Consider the following 18647-nt stretch of genomic DNA (forward strand, 5'->3'; position numbering starts at 1 on the left):
GTTGTTTAACCCGCGAGTAACTAGCGAGCAGGGTTCAGGGTAAGGGGCGACCGGCCACGACGTAAGAGGTCACGGCCTGTCACTTGGCACAGGCACCCGGACGAGATCACCGCCGGCACGCCCCCGCGTACGAACGGGGGCCCGCCGTACTTGTGTACGGCGGGCCCCGATTCACCCGTTTCGCTCCGGCGGCCCGGCGCCGGTGCGGTTACTTCTTGCCCTTGCCCGAGCTTCCGGCGCTGTCGTCGCTGGAGAGCACCGCGATGAACGCCTCCTGGGGAACCTCCACGGAACCCACCATCTTCATCCGCTTCTTGCCCTCCTTCTGCTTCTCCAGCAGCTTCCGCTTACGGGAGATGTCACCGCCGTAGCACTTGGCGAGGACGTCCTTGCGGATGGCGCGGATGGTCTCGCGGGCGATGACCCGCGAACCGATGGCGGCCTGGATCGGGACCTCGAACGCCTGCCGCGGGATCAGCTCGCGCAGCTTGGCGACGAGCCGGACACCGTAGGCGTACGCCTGGTCCTTGTGGGTGACCGCCGAGAAGGCGTCCACCTTGTCGCCGTGCAGCAGGATGTCGACCTTGACCAGGCTGGACGCCTGCTCGCCGGTGGGCTCGTAGTCCAGGGAGGCGTAGCCGCGGGTCTTGGACTTGAGCTGGTCGAAGAAGTCGAAGACGATCTCCGCGAGCGGCAGCGTGTAGCGGATCTCGACCCGGTCCTCGGAGAGGTAGTCCATGCCGAGCAGGGTGCCGCGCCGGGTCTGGCACAGCTCCATGATCGAGCCGATGAACTCGGACGGCGCGAGGATCGTGGCGCGCACGACCGGCTCGTACACATCCGCGATCTTGCCCTCGGGGAACTCGCTCGGGTTGGTCACCGTGTGCTCGGTGCCGTCCTCCATGTCCACGCGGTAGACCACGTTGGGCGCGGTGGCGATGAGGTCGAGGCCGAACTCGCGCTCCAGCCGCTCCCGGACCACGTCCAGGTGCAGCAGGCCGAGGAAGCCGACGCGGAAACCGAAGCCGAGGGCGGCGGAGGTCTCCGGCTCGTAGACCAGGGCGGCGTCGTTGAGCTGGAGCTTGTCCAGCGCCTCGCGCAGCTCGGGGTAGTCCGAGCCGTCCAGCGGGTACAGGCCCGAGAAGACCATCGGCTTCGGGTCCTTGTAGCCGCCGAGCGCCTCGGTCGCGCCCTTGTGCAGGGAGGTGATCGTGTCACCGACCTTGGACTGCCGGACGTCCTTCACGCCGGTGATGAGGTAGCCCACCTCACCCACGCCCAGGCCGTCCGCCGGGAGCATCTCGGGCGAGCTGACACCGATCTCCAGCAGCTCGTGGCTCGCGCCGGTCGACATCATCTTGATGCGCTCACGCTTGTTGAGCTGGCCGTCGACGACACGGACGTACGTCACGACGCCCCGGTAGGAGTCGTAGACCGAGTCGAAGATCATCGCGCGGGCGGGGGCGTCCGCGTTCCCGACCGGGGCCGGGATCTCCTTCACGACCCGGTCCAGCAGCGCGTCCACGCCGAGGCCGGTCTTCGCGGAGACCTTCAGCACGTCGTCGGGGTCGCAGCCGACCAGGTTCGCCAGCTCCTCGGCGAACTTCTCCGGCTGCGCGGCCGGGAGGTCGATCTTGTTCAGCACCGGGATGATCTTGAGGTCGTTCTCCATCGCCAGGTACAGGTTGGCGAGCGTCTGCGCCTCGATGCCCTGTGCGGCGTCGACCAGGAGGACGGTGCCCTCACAGGCGGCCAGCGAGCGCGAGACCTCGTAGGTGAAGTCGACGTGGCCCGGCGTGTCGATCATGTTGAGGATGTGCGTCGTGCCCTGGTCGGGGCCCTCGGTGGGGGCCCAGGGCAGACGCACCGCCTGGGACTTGATCGTGATGCCGCGCTCGCGCTCGATGTCCATCCGGTCGAGGTACTGAGCACGCATCTGCCGCTGCTCGACGACGCCGGTCAGCTGGAGCATCCGGTCGGCGAGCGTGGACTTGCCGTGGTCGATGTGCGCGATGATGCAGAAGTTGCGGATCAGAGCCGGCGCGGTACGGCTCGGCTCGGGCACATTGTTAGGGGTCGCGGGCACGCAGGGTCCTGTCTCTTGAGGCGCCTTATGCCTCGGGTCGGATCTATACGTAGACACCATGGTCCCACGGAGAGCGACCAGGGAACGTTTTGGGCCGCCGCCGGGGCCGCTGGTACTGTAGAGCGCTGTGCCTCATGCCCTCTCAGCGCGAGGCGCGACGATAAATTTCTGGATCACCGGCGCGGGACCTTCACGGGGCCCGTGCCTGAACCTGTAAAGGCTCCTTTCGTGGCGAACATCAAGTCCCAGATCAAGCGGATCAAGACCAACGAGAAGGCTCGGCTGCGCAACAAGGCCGTCAAGTCCTCCCTGAAGACCGCGATCCGCAAGGCCCGCGAGGCCGCTGCCGCGGGTGACGTCGAGAAGGCCACCGAGTACCAGCGCGCTGCCGCGCGTCAGCTCGACAAGGCCGTCTCGAAGGGCGTCATCCACAAGAACCAGGCCGCCAACAAGAAGTCGGCGCTCTCGGCCAAGGTCGCGGACCTCAAGGGCTGAACCTCCTTCTGATCTGACCGCCGGAGGGACTCAGAGCGGGCCCTCTCTATCCGCTCCCGTCCGGCATCCCGGAGCCACACGCGGCCTGCGTTCGCCACGCGGGTGTGGCTCCAGCAAGCTTCACCGAGAACCCCGTCACCCTCCTTACCGGGAGGGGACGGGGTTCTCTGCATGTCTGGGGGGGAGCGGCTCTAGTCGTCCTCGCGGAGTCTGCGCCAGATGCGGGTGCGGTGCAGCACGTAGAGGGAGACGACCAGGACCAGCGCCTGCAGTCCCACCGCCAGCAGCCAGAACTCGTCCCGGCTGGCCAGCTTGTCGGTGAGGAAGGTGAAGTTCATCCCGAAGAACCCGGTGAGGAACGACAGCGGCAGGAAGATCACCGACACGATGGCCAGCCGGTTGATCACACCGTTCTGCTCGCCCGCGACCAGCGAGGAGTAGCTGGCGAAGGCCCGCCGGGTCGCCTCCTGGAGCGATTCGATGTCCGCGAGCACCAGCCGTCCGCTGGTCTGGAACTCCCGGGCGAGCCGCTGCCGCTGCTCGGGGAACGAGGGGTTCATCATCCGCCGGGTGAGCACCTCGTCGGTCAGCTCCAGGAAGGGCCGCAGGAAGTGGTGGAGGAGGGCGGAGCGGCGGCGCAGCGACGACAGGCGGGCTACCTGTTCGGGATTCCGCTCCTCGAACATGTCGTCCTCCAGCTCCTCGGTCTCCAGCAGCGCCTCCACGGCCGCCCGGCGGAAGCTGCCCAGCGCCTCCCCGAGCAGGAGGAAGAGCACGGCCACGGGATCGGCCGGCCGTTCGTGACGCAGCGCGAGGGGCAGCAGGTGCCCCAGGCCCGCCTGTCCCCGGTGCACGGAGGCGAGGAAGGTCTCCGTGACCACCGCGTGGATGTGCACGATCCGCTCCCCGTTCACCACGGGGATGACGAACCCGGCCCGGTCGCCCAGGTAGTCGGCCCTCGGGGGCTCGTCCGCCCGCCCGAACCAGTCCAGGCTCTCGGTGTCGAGACCCAGCCGGTCGGCGACCGACCGCTCCTCGGCCTCGCTCTCCTCCGCCGCCCGCGTGTCCGCCCCCGGCTCCGGAACCTCGGGGAGTTCGACGTCGACGAGCACGAAGGGGTCCAGGGCCAGCCGTTCGCGCGCCTGAGCGGCATCGGTCCGGGTGAGGGTCGCCTCCGGCATCGACACCACCGTTACGATCATCGCCCCTCGCTCCTCGTCCCGAAGCCCGCGGCCTCAAGCGTCGGCGCGCTCCGCAGCTCCCGCACGCGCAGGCACTCGTATGCGCGCGCGGACGAGCCGAACGGATGACGGAGCGGGGCGGGGTGGAGCGGGGCGGGGTGGAGCGGGGCGGGCGGGACGGAAGTCCGCCGGCCCGACGGGGTACGGCCCCTGGTTCCCGCCGCGCCCTCTTACGCCCGGCCCCGCGACCGGGCCGCCCTGGCGATGGTCACGACCGCCTTCTCCAGCGCGTACTCAGGGTCGTCGCCTCCGCCCTTCACGCCCGCGTCGGCCTCCGCGACCGCGCGCAGCGCGACGGACACCCCGTCCGGGGTCCAGCCCCGCATCTGCTGGCGGACCCGGTCGATCTTCCAGGGGGGCATCCCCAGCTCACGGGCGAGGTCGGCCGGACGCCCGCCGCGCGCGGAGGACAGCTTGCCGATGGCCCGTACGCCCTGGGCCAGCGCGCTGGTGATCAGCACCGGTGCCACGCCGGTCGACAGGGACCAGCGCAGCGCCTCCAGCGCCTCCGCCGTACGCCCCTCCACCGCCCGGTCGGCGACGGTGAAACTGGATGCCTCGGCCCGGCCGGTGTAGTACCTGCCGACCACGGCCTCGTCGATGGTGCCCTCGACGTCGGCCACGAGCTGGGTCACCGCCGAGGCCAGCTCACGCAGGTCGCTGCCGATCGCGTCGACCAGGGTCTGGCACGCCTCGGGCGTCGCGGAGCGCCCGGACTCCCGGAACTCGGTCCGCACGAACGCCAGCCGGTCGGCGGGCTTGGTCATCTTCGGGCAGGCGACCTCCCGGGCGCCGGCCTTGCGCGCCGCGTCCAGCAGGCCCTTGCCCTTGGCCCCGCCCGCGTGCAGCAGGACGAGGGTGATCTCCTCGGCGGGCGAACCCAGGTACGCCTTGACGTCCTTGATCGTGTCGGCGGAGAGATCCTGGGCGTTGCGTACGACCACGACCTTGCGCTCGGCGAAGAGCGAGGGACTGGTCAGCTCGGCGAGGGTGCCGGGCTGCAGCTGGTCCGGGGTGAGGTCGCGTACGTCCGTGTCGGCGTCGGCGGCCCGGGCGGCGGCCACCACCTCCCGCACGGCGCGGTCGAGCAGGAGGTCCTCCTGGCCGACGGCGAGGGTCACCGGGGCGAGAGGGTCGTCATTCGCAGTCTTTCTTGCCATCCCTCACAGCATCCCACGCGGCACCGACAACGAGCCGGTCCGCGCGGTAGGGAGTAGGCCGGGGCCGCGGGGGCTCACGGCTCCTCGCGCCAGCCGTCCCACTCGGCCGCGAAGGCGTCCAGCTCGGCGGGGTCCAACCGCTCCGCCTCGTCCCGCAGGACCACCAGCCACTGGGCGTCCTCGGCGTCGTCCTCGCCGGCCAGCGCGTCCCGTACGAGCCGGGGCTCCTCGTCCGTGCCGAACCGCGCTCCGAGCGCCTCGGCCGCCTCCTCGGCGGCGTCACGGTCGGGCAGCACCAGCACATGTCTCACATCACTCACCGGGCCATTCTCCGGCATGCCCCGGAACCCGGGACGGGCGGGCGTCGGCCGGGGCAGCCCCTCGGGACGGGCGGGCGCCGGTCCGGGTCAGACCCTCGGCACGGGCGGGCGTCGGCCCTGGGGTCAGACCCTCGGGACGATCTGCACGTCCAGGTCGATCCGGATGCTCGGGCCGATCGCCGCGATGCCGCGCGCCAGCAGGGTCTGCCAGTTGATCGTGTAGTCGTCCCGGTGGAGTTCGGCGGTGGCCCGGCAGGCGGCGCGCGTCTCGCCCTCCATGCCGTGGCCGAGCCCGAGGTACTCGGTGTCGAGGGTGACGGTGCGGGTCACGCCGTGCAGCGAGAACGCGCCGGTGACGGCCCAGCGGTTGCCGCCCCGGCGGACGAACCGCTCGCTGTAGAACTCCAGCGTCGGGTACCGCCCCACGTCGAGGAAGTCGGGCGAGCGCAGATGGTCGTCGCGCATCCGGACACCGGTGTCGATGGAGGCCGCGTCGATCACCACGTGCATCGCCGAGTTCTCCACCCGGTCGGCGATCCGTACCGCGCCCGCGAAGGAGTTGAACCGCCCGTGGATACGGGCCAGTCCGATGTGCCGCGCGGTGAAGACGATGGAGGAGTGGAACGCGTCGATGTCCCAGTCGCCCCGCATCGGAGGGTCGGTCGGGGGCGCCAGCTGGAGGGTCACGTCGCCGAGGGAGGCGAGGGAGTTCTCCGCGACCATGGCCGTGGCGCGGTAGGGGGTGTACCCCTCGGCGGACACCGCGAGCCGGTACTCGCCGGCCGGGAGCGTCGCCATGAAGGAGCCGTAGGGGTCGGTGCCGCCGGTGACCACCTTGCGGCCCCGGCTGTCGCTGACGGTGAACTCGGCGGAGGCCAGCGGGTGGTTGACCGGGTCGAGCACCCGGCAGCTCAGCACCCCCGCGTCGGCCGGTGTGCGCAGCGCCGCCAGGGGGCTCGTCCGGTGGTCCCGGTCCGTTCGTTTCTCCAGCCACCGGCCGAACATGTACGCCACTCCCGTGCGCCTCGACATCCTTTATCCACCGAAGGTTCATTCGATCACCGATGTGAGTTTCGAGCAAAACGGGCCCACATCACGGGAGTACGGCCCATGCGCCGGAACTCACCCGAATTGGCCGCGCCGCCCGAAGTCCCGCACCGCGGGCACGGCGTCCAGCCCGATCCCGAACCCGTCCCGGTACGCCGCGAGCACCTCCTCGTCCGTCCCCAGCTCCCGCACCTCCTTGCGCCCGCTCGCGTCCGTTGTCGTCGACGTCCGTCCACTGAGGGTGATCCGCCCGCCGTCCGCCGTGATCCGGGAACACACCAGGGACCGGGTGAAGTGCGACTCCGGCGAGGTGGAGTGCCACCAGGCGCCAGCGCGAAAGTCCGGGAGCGTCCGGGGCCGCGTCTCCAGCCGGTACTGCGGGCTGCCGTCACGCAGGACGTCGAGGTCCCCGCCGCCCGCCTCCACCACCCGGAACGTGCCACCCGGGTCCGACTGGTCCCCGCGCTCACCGAAGGCCAGCGGACCGTGGCTGTGCGCGCCGAAGCCCACGTCGGCGATCAGGTCGCCGCCGTCCACCGTCCCCACCCGCAGGGCGAGATGGTCGTACGGGATGCCGAGCCGCCCCTCACCACCGTGCACCCGGCCCGCGAGCAACTGGACCTCGTAGCCGAGCGCGGCCAGCAACAGGGCGAAGGCGCCGTTGAGTTCGTAGCAGAAGCCGCCCCGTCGGGCCCCGACCACCTTGTCCAGCAGCGCTTCCTCCGCCAGGACGACCGGCTCGCCCAGGTGGACCGACAGGTTCTCGAAGGGGACCGTACGCAGGTGGCGCAGGTGCAGATCGCGCAGGGCGGCGGTGGTAGGGCTCGCGGGGCGCTCCGCGCCGAGGCGCCGGAGGTAGGCATCGGTCCGGGTGGGGTTCATGCGCCCAGTGTGGTGGGCGGTGGGCGCTCAGTCCCGCATGTCGTCATCGTCGACCCGGAGTCGGTGGTGCGGACCGCGAATGCGGGAGAAGCTCCGATGACCACGGGCTGTCTTCGCCATGGCAGCCCGAACGGTGTTGGAGGACGAAGGCCATCCACTGGCTGGGCCTAATTCAGGGGCAACTGAGCCAACATGACGGCGTACACCGGAGAGTCCGGGAAGGGCCGGCGTTCACCGACCTTTCTGAATCCCCACTCCTCATAAAGGGATTGCACACGCGGGTGGGTCACGTCGACCAGGAGGACCACGAGATCCTCGAGCCGGTTCTCGAAGAGCGCGCGGGTGAGTGCGTCCGAGACGCCCTGCTTTCGCCTGGAGGGGTGGACGGCCAGCTCGGAGAAGGCGAACGTCCGGTGCTTCTCGGGGACCTCCTCGACGTACTCCCGCCACCACTCCCGGCCCTCGTCCGACGGTGCGCCGTAAGCGAAGCCCACCGACTCATCACCGTCGTACGCGATCACGCAGGCGTAGCCCTCCTTGCCGCCCCAGTGATCCACGAACCAGGGGAACTTCTTCTTGAAATCGTCGTCCCGGTCGGGCCCGGCTGCCGCGGCGTGCAGGTCGATGATCGTCTGACGGATCTCCGCCAGGTTCTCGGTACCGAAGTGTCGGATGTCCAGCCCAGCGGCGCTCACAGTCGGCTCCATTCCGTGCGGTAGCGGTCGCCCCACTCTCGGGCGACCCTGGCGTCAGGCGCAAGGGTGATCAAGTCGCGGTAGTAGTCACCGAGGAGAGATCGCATTCGTCCGGGGATCGGGTGTCCGGACATGAGGGTGAACACCGTGGCGGCCGTGGAACACGCCTGGTCGACGTCGCGCTGGTGGAGCTGTGCCAGAGCGAGCCGGGTGGTGGCCAGGGCACGGTTCCTCTTGAACTCCTTCGGGATCGCTGCAAGGGCCCTGTGGGAGGCTGCCTCGGACTCGACGGCATCTCCGATACGGTCCCGGACGATCGCCGTCATCGCCATCAGCTCAGCCGGCCCGTAGAAGGCCATCCAGCTCGGGGCGGGCTCGGATGCGTTCGCCTTGCTCAGGGCATCCTGTGCGTATCCCATGGACCGCAAAGCGGCCCGCCCGTCACCGAGGTTGGCGTTACCGATGGCTGTACGAGCATGGGCCAGGGAGGCGAAAAGGGGAGCCCTCCGGGCGATGGCCGTTTCCTGCGCCGCGTAGCCCGCATCGACGGCTTCGGCGAACTCCTCCCGGTGGTGGGCGAGCATCGCGTACGAGTTCCATACCCTCATCTCGGCAACCGGGTCCCTGGCCATCCCGGCCAGGTACAGGGCACGGCCGAGAAGCTGGGAAGCCCGGTCCATCCGCCGGGCGTCGATGGCGCTCCAGGCGGCCGTGGCCGTGTAGTCGGCGGCCACGGAGAAGAGCCTCTGACGGATGCGCTGGGTGGCCCCGAGCCTCTGCTTCGCCAGGGCTTCTTCGGCCCCGGAGAGCGCGGCACGCTCCAGGCCCTCGTGACCGCCTCTGCTGCGATCCACCTCCATCAAGGCGTCCAGGCCCTGGCGGAGACGGATGACGTCGGAGGTGCCGACTTGGGGAGGGGCTCCGCCGAAAGGAGCGACCACGGAGGCGGTCGTGCCGCTCGCAGCGGCGAGGAAGTTCCTGCGGTCCACAGGGTCCTCCGGAGAGTTCGAGGGGCGCCGTCGCGCTGATGGCCTGAACCCCAGCTTCTCGGCCCTATACCCGAATACTGCCTCCAGGGCCTCCCGTTGACGGGGGTGAGGCCAGCGAGTCCTTCCGGTCACCCAGTTCCGGACGGTCCTGTCGCTGACCGTGCCCTCGTGCCCGGCGCGGATCAAGTGGTCGTTCACCCGCTCGGCCAACTCGGTCTGGGTGAACCCTCTTTCCTTCATGGCGCTGATGAGGCTCTCGTTCCCCTCCACGTACTCACGGTAGTGAATGAGTGCCCGTCAGTGAGGTGGAAGCGCGCGAAATTTCCGGTCCCCCCACATACGCGCGGCGTCAGTCTTTCCTGCTGCCGCAGGCCAGGCGGCCGTTGACTGAAGCGACGACGCAGCCGCTCCGGAGCGACCCGGTACGCGGTTCCCATACCGACTCGAGGTCTCGATGACAGTGACCGTCACACCCCGCCCCACGGGGCATCCCGGGTACTCTCAGACCCTCCGCCGGCAACCGGAAAGTGCCGCCGAGGCGCGCAGGCTCATTAGGACCGCTCTCACGGCGTGGCGTATGGACGGGCTGGTCGAGGACGCCGTCACCGTGGCTTCGGAGCTGGTCGCCAACTCCGTCGAGCACGCCCGCTGCGCTTCGATCCGTCTGATCGTCGGGCGGCCGACGGCGGACACGGTCCGGCTGGGCGTGATCGACCGGTCGAAGGTTCTGCCGATCCTCCGGACCGAGTTCACCGGCGTCCCGTTACGGGGGCGCGGCCTCCTGATCGTGGACAGGCTGACGACCCGGTGGGGCACCGAGCTGTACCCGTGGGGCAAGCAGGTGTGGGGCGAGCTGTGGGCGGAGGGGCGATGAAGGACGGCAAGCCCTGGGTGGGTGACGCGGTGCACGACGGGGCCACCGGCAGGAAGGCCATCGTGACCGATGTTCAAGGAGGCGAAGCGTACGTCCTCCGGCCCCATGCCGGTGGTGGCCCGGCGTGGGTCGCCAAGGACGCGGAGAAGCTGACCGTAATCACCCGCGATCAGGCGTAGGCCGGCTGTCTCTCCCTCAGTCCCGCATCACCTTCATCCAGCCATGTGGTCCCCCTGTACCGGTCAACGCGAGCGCCCCGTCCCGGTCCGTGCGGAGCACCGTGGCTCCGGTGGAGCGGAGGGCTGTCACGGTAGAAGGGGCCGGGTGGCCATACGGGTTTCCGGTGCCACAAGAGATGAGGGCTACGCGCGGGGCGGCGAGGTGGAGGAGGTCGGGGTCCTGGTAGGCGGAGCCGTGGTGGGCGACCTTCAGGACGTCCACGTGGGAGAGGTCGGCTGCCTCGGGGGTACGCAGCAGCTCTTGCTGGGCGGGAGGTTCCAGGTCGCCGAGGAGGAGCAGGCGCAGGCCGGCGGTGCGGACGAGGAGGGCGACGCTGGCGTCGTTCGGGGCGTCCGGCGGCACATGGCCGGACGGGGGCCACAGCACCTGCCAGCCGAGGGGGCCCGCGCGGCGTTCCTCGCCCGCCGCCGCCGTGGTCAGGGGGATGTGGTGGGCGGCGGCCTCGCGGCGTACCGACTCGGCCTGGTCGGCGGGTTCGGCGAAGGTCGTGGTCTCGATGGCGGCTACCGTGCGGCCTCGCAGCACTCCGGAGAGTCCTCCTACGTGGTCCGCGTGGAAGTGGGTCAGAACGAGCAGGGGGATGCGGGTGATGCCCAGCTCACGCAGACAGCGGTCGACCGGTGCCGGGTCGGGTCCGGCGTCCACGACGACAGCGGTGCCCGGTCCGGCGGACAGCACAGCGGCGTCGCCCTGGCCCACGTCACACAGGGCGAACCGCCAGTCCGGCGGGGGCCAGCCGGTGACCGCGCGGGTCAGCGGGGCGGGCCGTACGACCACCAGCAGGAGGAGCAGGGCGAGCGCCCCGCACCACCAGGGGTGCCGGATCAGGCGTCGCCCGAGGAGTACGAGGGCCACGGTGACGACCGCCAGGAGCAGCGCCCCCGGCCAACCGCCCGGCCAGTCCACGCCCGCGCCGGGCTGCGCCGCCCCGGTACGGGCCACGGCGGCGATCCACCCGGCCGGCCAACCCGCCGACCATGCCAGCGCCTTGGCCAGCGGCATCGACACCGGGGCCGCCGCCAGCGCCGCGAAGCCGAGCACGGTCGCGGGGGCCACGGCCGCCTCCACCAGCAGGTTGCACGGCACCGCCACCAGGCTCACCCGGGCCGACAGCACCGCCACGACCGGCGCGCACACGGCCTGCGCCGCCGCGGCCGCCGCCAGCCCCTCCGCGAGCCGGGCCGGCACCCCGCGCCTCAGCAGGGCCCCGCTCCAGCGCGGCGCCAGCAGGAGCAGGGCTCCGGTCGCCAGCACGGAGAGGACGAAGCCGTAACTCCGGCTCAGCCAGGGGTCGTAGAGGACCAGCAGGAGCACGGCCGCGGCCAGCGCCGGTACGAGCGATCTACGGCGCCCGGTCGCCAGGGCCAGCAGGGCGACCGCACCGCACGCCGCCGCCCGCAGCACGCTGGGGTCGGGGCGGCACACGATCACGAAGGCCAGGGTCAGCGCGCCCGCGAGCAGGGCGGTGGTGCGCAGGGACAGGCCCAGCAGGGGTGCGAGTCCCCGGCGTTCGGCCAGGCCCGCCATGCCCGGTGGGCCGATGAGCAGGGCGAGCAGGATCGTGAGGTTGCTCCCGGAGACGGCCAGGGTGTGCGCGAGGTCGGTCGCCTTGAAGGCGTCGTCCAGCTCGGGGGTGATGCGCGAGGTGTCCCCGACGACCAGGCCCGGTAGCAACGCCCGTGCGTCCGGCGGAAGTTCCCCGGTCGCCTCGCGCAGCCCGGCCCTGAGGCGCCCCGCCAGCCGCTGCGGCGCGGTGGGTCCCGCCACGACGACCGGAGTCGGCAGGCTCCGGACGCGCAGCACGGCGGCGGTACGGTCACCGGCCGTCGTCGCGGGGGCCAGCCTGCCGGTCAGGCGGAGCCGGGTGGAGGGGAGCAGCCGGAGCCAGGCGGCACGTGCCTCGGGTCCGGCACCTCGCGCTCCGGGCGCCGGTACGTTCGCGTCCACTACGAGAAGTACCGGGCTTCGAGTGAGGGTTCCCTCCCCCACCCTTCGTACCTCACCCCGCGCCAACACCCCCACCGGCGACGCATGATCCCCCCGCACCCGGGGCCTGCTCAGCCACGGGTCGCCGGTCAGCTCCACCTCGACCGCCACCGTGCCGAATCTCCGCGCCACTTCCGGCACCGGTCCGCACCGTACGTCCGCCCCGTGCAGCCCCGCCGAGACGGCGGACGCGGCGACACACAGCAGCACTGCCGCGACCGGAGCGCGATACCGGGCGGAACCCACCCTGAGCAGCGCGACCCCGACGGCGAGGCACACGCCCGCCACGCCCAGGCTCCACACCGGCGGAACATCCAGGACCACGGCGGCCGTTGCCCACGCGGCGAGCGCGGGCCCCGCTAGCCGCAGGTCGACCGGGCCCTCCTGACGAGGATGGGAGTCGCCCTTCCAGCCGGGGTCGGACTCGGCCCTCATGGCCCCACCCGTGCCCGGAGGTCCGAGAAACGGCGGTCGCCGATGCCGTCCACCTGGCGCAGCTCGTCCACCGAGCGGAAACCGCCGTGCTGGGCGCGGTAGTCGATGATGCGCTGGGCAAGCACCGGGCCCACGCCGGGCAGCGTGTCGAGCTGCTCGACCGTCGCCGTGCCGAGCGAGACCGGAGCCGAAGGCCCCGCACCGGCCGCCGCAGCACCAGCAACCGGACCAGCCCCCATACCCGGCCCCGCCCCCACACCCACCGCGGACGGAGCGCCCGACGCCCCCACCACGATCTGCTCCCCGTCCACCAGGAAGCGAGCCCGGTTCAGCCCTTCCGCCCGCACCCCTTCCCGCACTCCCCCGGCGGCCTTCAGCGCGTCGGCCACCCGCGACCCCGCCGGCAGCCGTTTGATGCCCGGATCACGCACCTTGCCGCTGACGTCGACCACGATCCGCGCCCCCGGCGTCCCGGTCGCGGCAACGAAACCGGCACCACCACCGCCACCGGTATCAACCCCCGCCCCCTTCTCCCGCGCCGGAGCCTCGCGCACCGTCCGAGGCGCGCTCACGTTCTCCGTGCGCCCGCTCCAGAAGTGCTGGGCGGCGAGCACGGCGGCCAACGCCAGCACCACACCGAGCGCGAGCACTCCCCGCCGATCCACCCCGCACCGCGCCAGCACCCACACCGGCACCCGGTCCCGCAGCGCGAGCCCGATCCCGGCCCGCTCGGACCCCTCGGCCCGCTCAACCCGCCCGGAATCAGCGGCCTGACCCTCGTTACCCGCCCCTCCCGGCGGACCGCTCCCCGACTCCCCCACCCACTCCCGCGGGGCCTCACCGAACAACTGCCCTGCCCGCCGCCGCACTTCCTCCCCCGGAACCGGCGCGCGAGGGCGCGCCCTCCGGCCCCGCTCGGGCGGACGCCGGTGCCGCACGCGGCTGTCGGAGGAAGGTCCCCTGCCGGGACCGCTGGTCGCGGTGGCCGTACGAGTCGTGGCCTTAGAAGTCGTGGCCGTACGGGTCAGTGAGCGAAGTGTCATGACCCGAGGATGGGACACTTCGCCTTCACAAGTGGATCTTGCTCGATTCCGGTGGAAAGACAGCCCGTTGTGGACAACTCCGCCACCCGCACGGGTGGAAAGGGCGCCTCAGCGCGGCGAGACCACGACCCCCAGCAGCCCGGGCCCCGTGTGCGCCCCGATCACCGCGCCCACCTCGCTGACATGCAACTCCGCCAGGCCGGGCACCCGTTCACGCAGCCGCTCCGCCAGCACCCCGGCCCGCTCGGGCGCGGACAGGTGGTGGACGGCGATGTCCACCTCCGCGCCGCCCGCCCGCTCCACCACGATCTCCTCCAGTCGGGCGATCGCCTTCGAGGCCGTGCGCACCTTCTCCAGCAGCTCGATCCGCCCGTTCTCCAGCCGCAGCAGCGGTTTGACCGCGAGGGCGGAGCCGAGGAGGGCCTGGGCGGTTCCGATGCGGCCGCCCCTGCGGAGGTAGTCGAGGGTGTCGACGTAGAAGTGGGCGGTGGTGCCCGCGGCGCGTTTCTCGGCGGCCGTCACCGCCTCGTCGACCGTGCCCTCGGTCTCCGCGGCCTCGGCGGCGGACAGTGCGCAGAAGCCGAGTGCCATGGCGACCATGCCGGTGTCCACGACCCGGACCGGTACCGGCGCCTCACGGGCCGCCAGCACCGCGGCGTCGTAGGTGCCGGACAGCTCGGCGGACAGGTGGAGCGAGACGATGCCGTCCACGCCCGTGTCCGCGATCTCGCGGTAGGTACGGGCGAACTCCTCCGGTGCGGGGCGGGAGGTGGTGACCGCGCGCCGCTTCTGCAGGGCCTGGGCCAGGGAGCGGGTGGAGATCTCGGTGCCCTCTTCGAGCGCCCGGTCGCCGAGGACCACGGTCAGCGGCACCGAGGTGATGCCGTGGCGCTCCATCAGCCCCGGCGGCAAGTAGGCCGTTGAATCGGTGACGATAGCGACATGGCGGGACATGAGCTGGAGGTTACCTGCCGTAGCGCCGCCATGGCAGTCCGGCCCCGGAGGGGGCCGTTCCGCTCAAGCGGTGCTCTCCGGGCGCGGCTTCTTCTGCCAGGGGTGGACGGGCGGCGCCACGGGCGGGGTGATGGCGGGCTGGGGCTCCGCCTCCCGGGGCCAGGTCTGGCGCCGGGACGCGGCGTCCTTGGCGGCCGGGGCCTCGGGCCAGGGAGCGGCGGCTGGTGCCTGCTCGGTGGTCCAGTGCCGCAGGGCGCCCGCCTCGATGTCGATCTGGGTGCTGAGGGCGTCCAGGTCGTCCTCGGCGAAGCGGCTCGCGCGGTCGCGGGCGGCCCAGCGCAGGGAGTCGGCGGAGGCGGTGATGCGCTCGGTCCGGGTGCGCAGCTCGGGGAGACGGGCGGTGAGCGTGGCCCGGTCGGGCTCGGACTCCAGGTGCCTGAGGACGACGTCCAGCTCGCGGCCGTGCGCGCTGAGGCGCTCGAAGAGACCAAGGGACTCCTTCAGCGACGCGTCCTCGGGCGGGCCCGCGTGCAGCGCGTCCTGGGTGGCGCGCATCGAGGTGCGCAGGGTGAGGCGGAGCTGGGCGATCTCGCCGGCGGGGCCGGGGCGGGTGAGCGACTTGGCGCGCAGGGTGTGGTCCTCGACGGTGCGGCGGCCCTGGGCGATGGTGCGGTCCACTCCGCGCTTGGCGGCGCCGACCGCCTTCACCGTGGCGTAGGCGCCGAGGGCGACGAGCAGCACGAAGAGCACGGCGAACACGGTGATCACTGCTTCCATGACGCGTCCTCCTCATGGGCGGCCCCGAGCCGCCTCGCTCGGCGCGGCTTCGCTCTCCACGGTAAACGCAGCGGGCAGGCCCCGGGTTCCCCCGGAACCCGGAACCTGCCCGTAGGGGATCACCCCGACACCCGGCGGACCGGGTGTTCTGCCGGGGCGGGACCTCAGCCGCTGACGATGTTGACCAGCTTCGGCGCGCGCACGATCACCTTGCGGACCGGTGCGCCGCCCAGCGCGGCGACGACCTTCTCGTCGGCCAGCGCGGCCTTCTCCAGCTCCTCGTCGGAGATGGCCGGCGGCACCTCCAGGCGGGCCTTGACCTTGCCCTTGATCTGCACGACGCAGGTCACGGTGTCGTCGACCAGGTACCGGGGGTCGGCGACCGGGAAGTCCTGGTGGACGACGGAGTCGGTGCGGCCCAGCTTGCGCCACAGCTCCTCGGCGATGTGCGGGGCCAGCGGGGCGATCATGAGCACCAGCGGCTCGGCGACCGCGCGGGGCAGCTCACCGGCGCTGCCGTACGCCTTGGTCAGGTGGTTGTTCAGCTCGGTGACCTTGGCGATGGCGGTGTTGAAGCGCAGCCCCTCCAGGTCCTGGCCGACGCCGTCGATCGCCTTGTTCAGGGCGCGCAGCGTGTCCTCGTCGGGCGCGGCGTCGGTGACGGTGAGGGCACCGGTGTTCTCGTCGACGATGTTGCGCCACAGGCGCTGCAGCAGCCGGAACTGGCCGACGACGGCGCGGGTGTCCCAGGGGCGGGAGACGTCCAGGGGGCCCATGGCCATCTCGTACAGGCGCAGGGTGTCGGCGCCGTACTCGGCGGAGATCTCGTCCGGAGTGACGGCGTTCTTCAGGGACTTGCCCATCTTGCCCAGCAGCCGGGAGACCTTCTCGCCCTCGTGGTAGAAGGCGCCGTCGCGCTCCTCGACCTCGGCGGCGGGGACGGCGATGCCCCGGCTGTCGCGGTAGACGTAGGCCTGGATCATGCCCTGGTTGAACAGCTTGTGGAACGGCTCGGCGGAGGAGACGTGCCCCAGGTCGAACAGGACCTTGGACCAGAAGCGGGCGTACAGCAGGTGCAGCACGGCGTGCTCGGCGCCGCCGACGTACAGGTCGACACCGCCGTGCGGCATGCCCTCGCGCGGGCCCATCCAGTAGCGCTCGTTCGCGGGGTCGACCATCTCGCGGTCGTTGTGCGGGTCCAGGTAGCGGAACTCGTACCAGCAGGAGCCCGCCCAGTTGGGCATGGTGTTGGTCTCGCGGCGGTACTTCTTCGGGCCGTCGCCCAGGTCCAGGGTGACGTGGACCCAGTCCTCGTTGCGCGACAGCGGGGTCTCGGGCCGGGTGTCGGCGTCGTCCGCGTCGAAGGTGCGGGGGCTGTAGTCCTCGACCTCGGGCAGCTCCAGCGGCAGCATCGACTCGGGCAGGGCGTGGGCGATGCCGTCCTCGTCGTAGACGATCGGGAAGGGCTCGCCCCAGTAGCGCTGGCGGCTGAACAGCCAGTCGCGCAGCCGGAAGTTGACGGTGCCCTCGCCGATGCCCTGCTCGGCCAGCCAGTCGGTGATGCGGGCCTTGGCCTCGGGGACGGCCAGGCCGTCCAGGGTGACGGAGTCGCCGGCGGAGTTGACCAGCTTCGCTTCGTAGGAGGCGAAGGCGTCGTCCCAGGCGGCGGTGTCGGTGCCGCGGCCGTCGGTGGGCTCGACCACGCAGCGGATGGGCAGCTCGAAGGCGCGGGCGAAGGCGAAGTCACGCGTGTCGTGGGCGGGGACGGCCATGATGGCGCCGGTGCCGTAGCCCATCAGGACGTAGTCGGCGATGAAGACGGGGACCTGCTCGCCGTTGACCGGGTTGACCGCGAAGACGCCGGTGAAGACACCGGTCTTGTCCTTGGCCTCGGCCTGCCGCTCGACGTCGGACTTGGCGGCGGCCTGCGCGCGGTAGGCGGCGACGGCCTCGGCCGGGGTGGCGTGTCCGCCGGTCCACGCCTCGCGGGTGCCCTCGGGCCACGCGTCGGGGGTGAACTTCTCCACCAGCGGGTGCTCGGGGGCCAGCACCATGTAGGTGGCGCCGAACAGGGTGTCGGGGCGGGTGGTGAAGACGGTGATGCGCTCGCCGTCGACGGGGAAGTCGACGCGGGCGCCCTCGCTGCGGCCGATCCAGTTGCGCTGCTGCAGCTTGATGGCCTCGGGCCAGTCCAGCCCGTCCAGGTCCTCCAGCAGGCGGTCGGCGTAGGCGGTGATGCGCATGTTCCACTGGCGCAGCTTGGCCTTGAAGACCGGGTAGTTGCCGCGCTCGGAGCGGCCGTCGGCGGTGACCTCCTCGTTGGCCAGGACGGTGCCCAGGCCGGGGCACCAGTTGACCGGCGCGTCGGAGGCGTAGGCCAGCCGGAACTCGCCCAGGACGTCGGCGCGCTCGGCGGCGGTCAGCTCGCTCCACGCGCGCGTGTGGCCCGGTACGGGGCGCTCACCGGACTCGAAGAGGGCGACCAGCTCGGAGATGGGGCGGGCCTTCTTCGCGTCCTGGTCGTACCAGGAGTTGAAGATCTGGACGAAGATCCACTGCGTCCACTTGTAGTACTCGGGGTCGATCGTGGCGAACGACCGGCGCTTGTCGTGGCCCAGGCCCAGGCGGCGCAGCTGCGCCTTCATGTTCTCCATGTTGGCCTCGGTGGACACGCGCGGGTGCGTGCCGGTCTGCACCGCGTACTGCTCGGCGGGCAGGCCGAAGGCGTCGAAGCCCAGGGTGTGCAGGACGTTGTGGCCGGTCATGCGCTGGAAGCGGGCGTAGACGTCGGTGGCGATGTACCCCAGCGGGTGGCCGACGTGCAGGCCGGCGCCGGAGGGGTAGGGGAACATGTCCATGATGAACTTCTTGGGCTTCGCCGCCAGCGCGGCGTCGCCCGCCAGGTCACCCGTGGGGTTCGGCGCGTCGTAGGTGCCGTCGACGTCCCAGAAGTCCTGCCAGCGTGCCTCGATGTCGGCCGCCAGGGCTGCCGTGTAGCGGTGCGGCGCGGCCTCCGCCGACGCGGCGGCGGTGGCGGGGTTCGTCTCGCTCATGATCCTCAAAGCTCCATCGATCGTCTCTGCCCGCGGAAACGAAAAAACCCCTCGCACAGGAGGGGAAGCCGCGCCGATGCCGACCCGCCGGGCGACCGGTGGTCGGGACTGATCAGCGCGGCTCGCTAAGCAGAAGGCGTACAGCACGCATGGCGCTAGGGTACCGCAGCCCTTGAGCAAGCCGCGACGCGCGTGCGTATGCAGGTGAGACATGTCCGTACGGCCGCCAGATCTGAATCCGGGTCAAGGATTACTTCGCGTAACAGTCACTAAGGGACGACGCCGCAGGTGATTCGTCCTTTGATAACAACGCAATAACTCAAACCTCGTACTGATCGGTATGGCTCCACCTAGAGTTCGGCAGCGGGAC

16 protein-coding genes are annotated in these 18647 nt (G+C 71.3%); 3 read left to right on the forward strand and 13 right to left on the reverse strand.

Annotated features, from left to right (window positions below):
* Nucleotides 1–208 precede the first annotated feature (208 nt).
* Nucleotides 209–2086 carry a translation elongation factor 4 gene (gene lepA / locus ABZ898_RS19480; RefSeq protein ID WP_361660011.1) on the reverse strand — a complete coding sequence of 626 codons (1878 nt, stop codon included), beginning with the start codon at nt 2084–2086 and terminating at the stop codon, nt 209–211.
* Between the two features lie 228 nt (nt 2087–2314).
* Between lepA and rpsT the strand changes: the two genes are divergently transcribed.
* On the forward strand, nt 2315–2581 hold the full coding sequence (gene rpsT / locus ABZ898_RS19485; protein ID WP_030814907.1) for a 30S ribosomal protein S20: 267 nt from the start codon (nt 2315–2317) through the stop codon (nt 2579–2581).
* A 191-nt stretch (nt 2582–2772) separates the two neighbouring features.
* Here the strand turns inward: rpsT and ABZ898_RS19490 are convergent, their stop codons facing one another.
* The 7 genes from ABZ898_RS19490 to ABZ898_RS19520 all read right to left on the reverse strand — a co-directional run bounded on the left by ABZ898_RS19490 (nt 2773) and on the right by ABZ898_RS19520 (nt 9185).
* Nucleotides 2773–3783 (reverse strand): CorA family divalent cation transporter, encoded by a 1011-nt coding sequence (locus ABZ898_RS19490; RefSeq protein WP_361660014.1) that lies wholly within the window; start codon nt 3781–3783, stop codon nt 2773–2775.
* A gap of 209 nt (nt 3784–3992) precedes the next feature.
* Nucleotides 3993–4982 carry a DNA polymerase III subunit delta gene (gene holA, locus ABZ898_RS19495; RefSeq protein ID WP_361660017.1) on the reverse strand — a complete coding sequence of 330 codons (990 nt, stop codon included), beginning with the start codon at nt 4980–4982 and terminating at the stop codon, nt 3993–3995.
* 74 nt (nt 4983–5056) lie between these two features.
* Complete coding sequence (locus ABZ898_RS19500; RefSeq protein ID WP_361660020.1) at nt 5057–5302, reverse strand: hypothetical protein; 246 nt, start codon at nt 5300–5302, stop codon at nt 5057–5059.
* A gap of 123 nt (nt 5303–5425) precedes the next feature.
* Nucleotides 5426–6307, reverse strand: a complete 882-nt coding sequence (locus ABZ898_RS19505) for a YceI family protein (RefSeq protein ID WP_361660120.1) — start codon at nt 6305–6307, stop codon at nt 5426–5428.
* Between the two features lie 117 nt (nt 6308–6424).
* Complete coding sequence (locus ABZ898_RS19510; protein ID WP_361660023.1) at nt 6425–7231, reverse strand: arylamine N-acetyltransferase; 807 nt, start codon at nt 7229–7231, stop codon at nt 6425–6427.
* 167 nt (nt 7232–7398) lie between these two features.
* On the reverse strand, nt 7399–7926 hold the full coding sequence (locus ABZ898_RS19515) for a GNAT family N-acetyltransferase (protein WP_361660026.1): 528 nt from the start codon (nt 7924–7926) through the stop codon (nt 7399–7401).
* Nucleotides 7923–9185 carry a helix-turn-helix transcriptional regulator gene (locus ABZ898_RS19520; RefSeq protein WP_361660029.1) on the reverse strand — a complete coding sequence of 421 codons (1263 nt, stop codon included), beginning with the start codon at nt 9183–9185 and terminating at the stop codon, nt 7923–7925. Before ABZ898_RS19520 ends, ABZ898_RS19515 begins: the two co-directional genes overlap by 4 nt.
* Nucleotides 9186–9492: 307 nt before the next feature.
* Here ABZ898_RS19520 and ABZ898_RS19525 point away from each other — a divergent pair, with 307 nt between their 5' ends.
* Nucleotides 9493–9789 carry an ATP-binding protein gene (locus ABZ898_RS19525; protein ID WP_361660031.1) on the forward strand — a complete coding sequence of 99 codons (297 nt, stop codon included), beginning with the start codon at nt 9493–9495 and terminating at the stop codon, nt 9787–9789.
* Nucleotides 9786–9968 (forward strand): hypothetical protein, encoded by a 183-nt coding sequence (locus ABZ898_RS19530; protein ID WP_361660034.1) that lies wholly within the window; start codon nt 9786–9788, stop codon nt 9966–9968. Before ABZ898_RS19525 ends, ABZ898_RS19530 begins: the two co-directional genes overlap by 4 nt.
* Before the next feature lie 16 nt (nt 9969–9984).
* On the opposite strand, the gene ABZ898_RS19535 is transcribed toward ABZ898_RS19530, so the two are convergent.
* From ABZ898_RS19535 to leuS, 5 genes are all read right to left on the reverse strand, one after another.
* The gene (locus ABZ898_RS19535; RefSeq protein WP_361660036.1) at nt 9985–12450 is read right to left on the reverse strand and encodes a ComEC/Rec2 family competence protein; all 2466 of its coding nucleotides are present in this window, start codon (nt 12448–12450) and stop codon (nt 9985–9987) included.
* Nucleotides 12447–13493, reverse strand: coding sequence for a ComEA family DNA-binding protein (locus tag ABZ898_RS19540; protein ID WP_361660039.1), 1047 nt, complete (start codon nt 13491–13493; stop codon nt 12447–12449). Before ABZ898_RS19540 ends, ABZ898_RS19535 begins: the two co-directional genes overlap by 4 nt.
* Nucleotides 13494–13601: 108 nt before the next feature.
* Nucleotides 13602–14447 (reverse strand): DegV family protein, encoded by an 846-nt coding sequence (locus ABZ898_RS19545; RefSeq protein ID WP_361660041.1) that lies wholly within the window; start codon nt 14445–14447, stop codon nt 13602–13604.
* Between the two features lie 63 nt (nt 14448–14510).
* Nucleotides 14511–15224 carry a hypothetical protein gene (locus ABZ898_RS19550; RefSeq protein WP_361660043.1) on the reverse strand — a complete coding sequence of 238 codons (714 nt, stop codon included), beginning with the start codon at nt 15222–15224 and terminating at the stop codon, nt 14511–14513.
* Between the two features lie 164 nt (nt 15225–15388).
* Nucleotides 15389–18277, reverse strand: coding sequence for a leucine--tRNA ligase (gene leuS / locus ABZ898_RS19555; protein ID WP_361660046.1), 2889 nt, complete (start codon nt 18275–18277; stop codon nt 15389–15391).
* Between the last annotated feature and the right edge of the window lie 370 nt (nt 18278–18647).

Source organism: Streptomyces sp. NPDC046860, from assembly GCF_040645115.1.
Taxonomy (GTDB): Bacteria; Actinomycetota; Actinomycetes; order Streptomycetales; family Streptomycetaceae; genus Streptomyces.

What these genes read in the sequence shown, in the direction of transcription:
- ABZ898_RS19490 (WP_361660014.1), bottom strand. Translation starts at nt 3,783, where the DNA reads ATGATCGTAACGGTGGTGTCGATGCCGGAGGCGACCCTCACCCGGACC.
- holA (WP_361660017.1), bottom strand. Translation starts at nt 4,982, where the DNA reads ATGGCAAGAAAGACTGCGAATGACGACCCTCTCGCCCCGGTGACCCTC.
- ABZ898_RS19505 (WP_361660120.1), bottom strand. Translation starts at nt 6,307, where the DNA reads ATGTTCGGCCGGTGGCTGGAGAAACGAACGGACCGGGACCACCGGACG.
- ABZ898_RS19510 (WP_361660023.1), bottom strand. Translation starts at nt 7,231, where the DNA reads ATGAACCCCACCCGGACCGATGCCTACCTCCGGCGCCTCGGCGCGGAG.
- ABZ898_RS19525 (WP_361660031.1), top strand. Translation starts at nt 9,493, where the DNA reads ATGGACGGGCTGGTCGAGGACGCCGTCACCGTGGCTTCGGAGCTGGTC.
- ABZ898_RS19530 (WP_361660034.1), top strand. Translation starts at nt 9,786, where the DNA reads ATGAAGGACGGCAAGCCCTGGGTGGGTGACGCGGTGCACGACGGGGCC.
- ABZ898_RS19535 (WP_361660036.1), bottom strand. Translation starts at nt 12,450, where the DNA reads ATGAGGGCCGAGTCCGACCCCGGCTGGAAGGGCGACTCCCATCCTCGT.
- ABZ898_RS19540 (WP_361660039.1), bottom strand. Translation starts at nt 13,493, where the DNA reads ATGACACTTCGCTCACTGACCCGTACGGCCACGACTTCTAAGGCCACG.
- ABZ898_RS19545 (WP_361660041.1), bottom strand. Translation starts at nt 14,447, where the DNA reads ATGTCCCGCCATGTCGCTATCGTCACCGATTCAACGGCCTACTTGCCG.
- ABZ898_RS19550 (WP_361660043.1), bottom strand. Translation starts at nt 15,224, where the DNA reads ATGGAAGCAGTGATCACCGTGTTCGCCGTGCTCTTCGTGCTGCTCGTC.
- leuS (WP_361660046.1), bottom strand. Translation starts at nt 18,277, where the DNA reads ATGAGCGAGACGAACCCCGCCACCGCCGCCGCGTCGGCGGAGGCCGCG.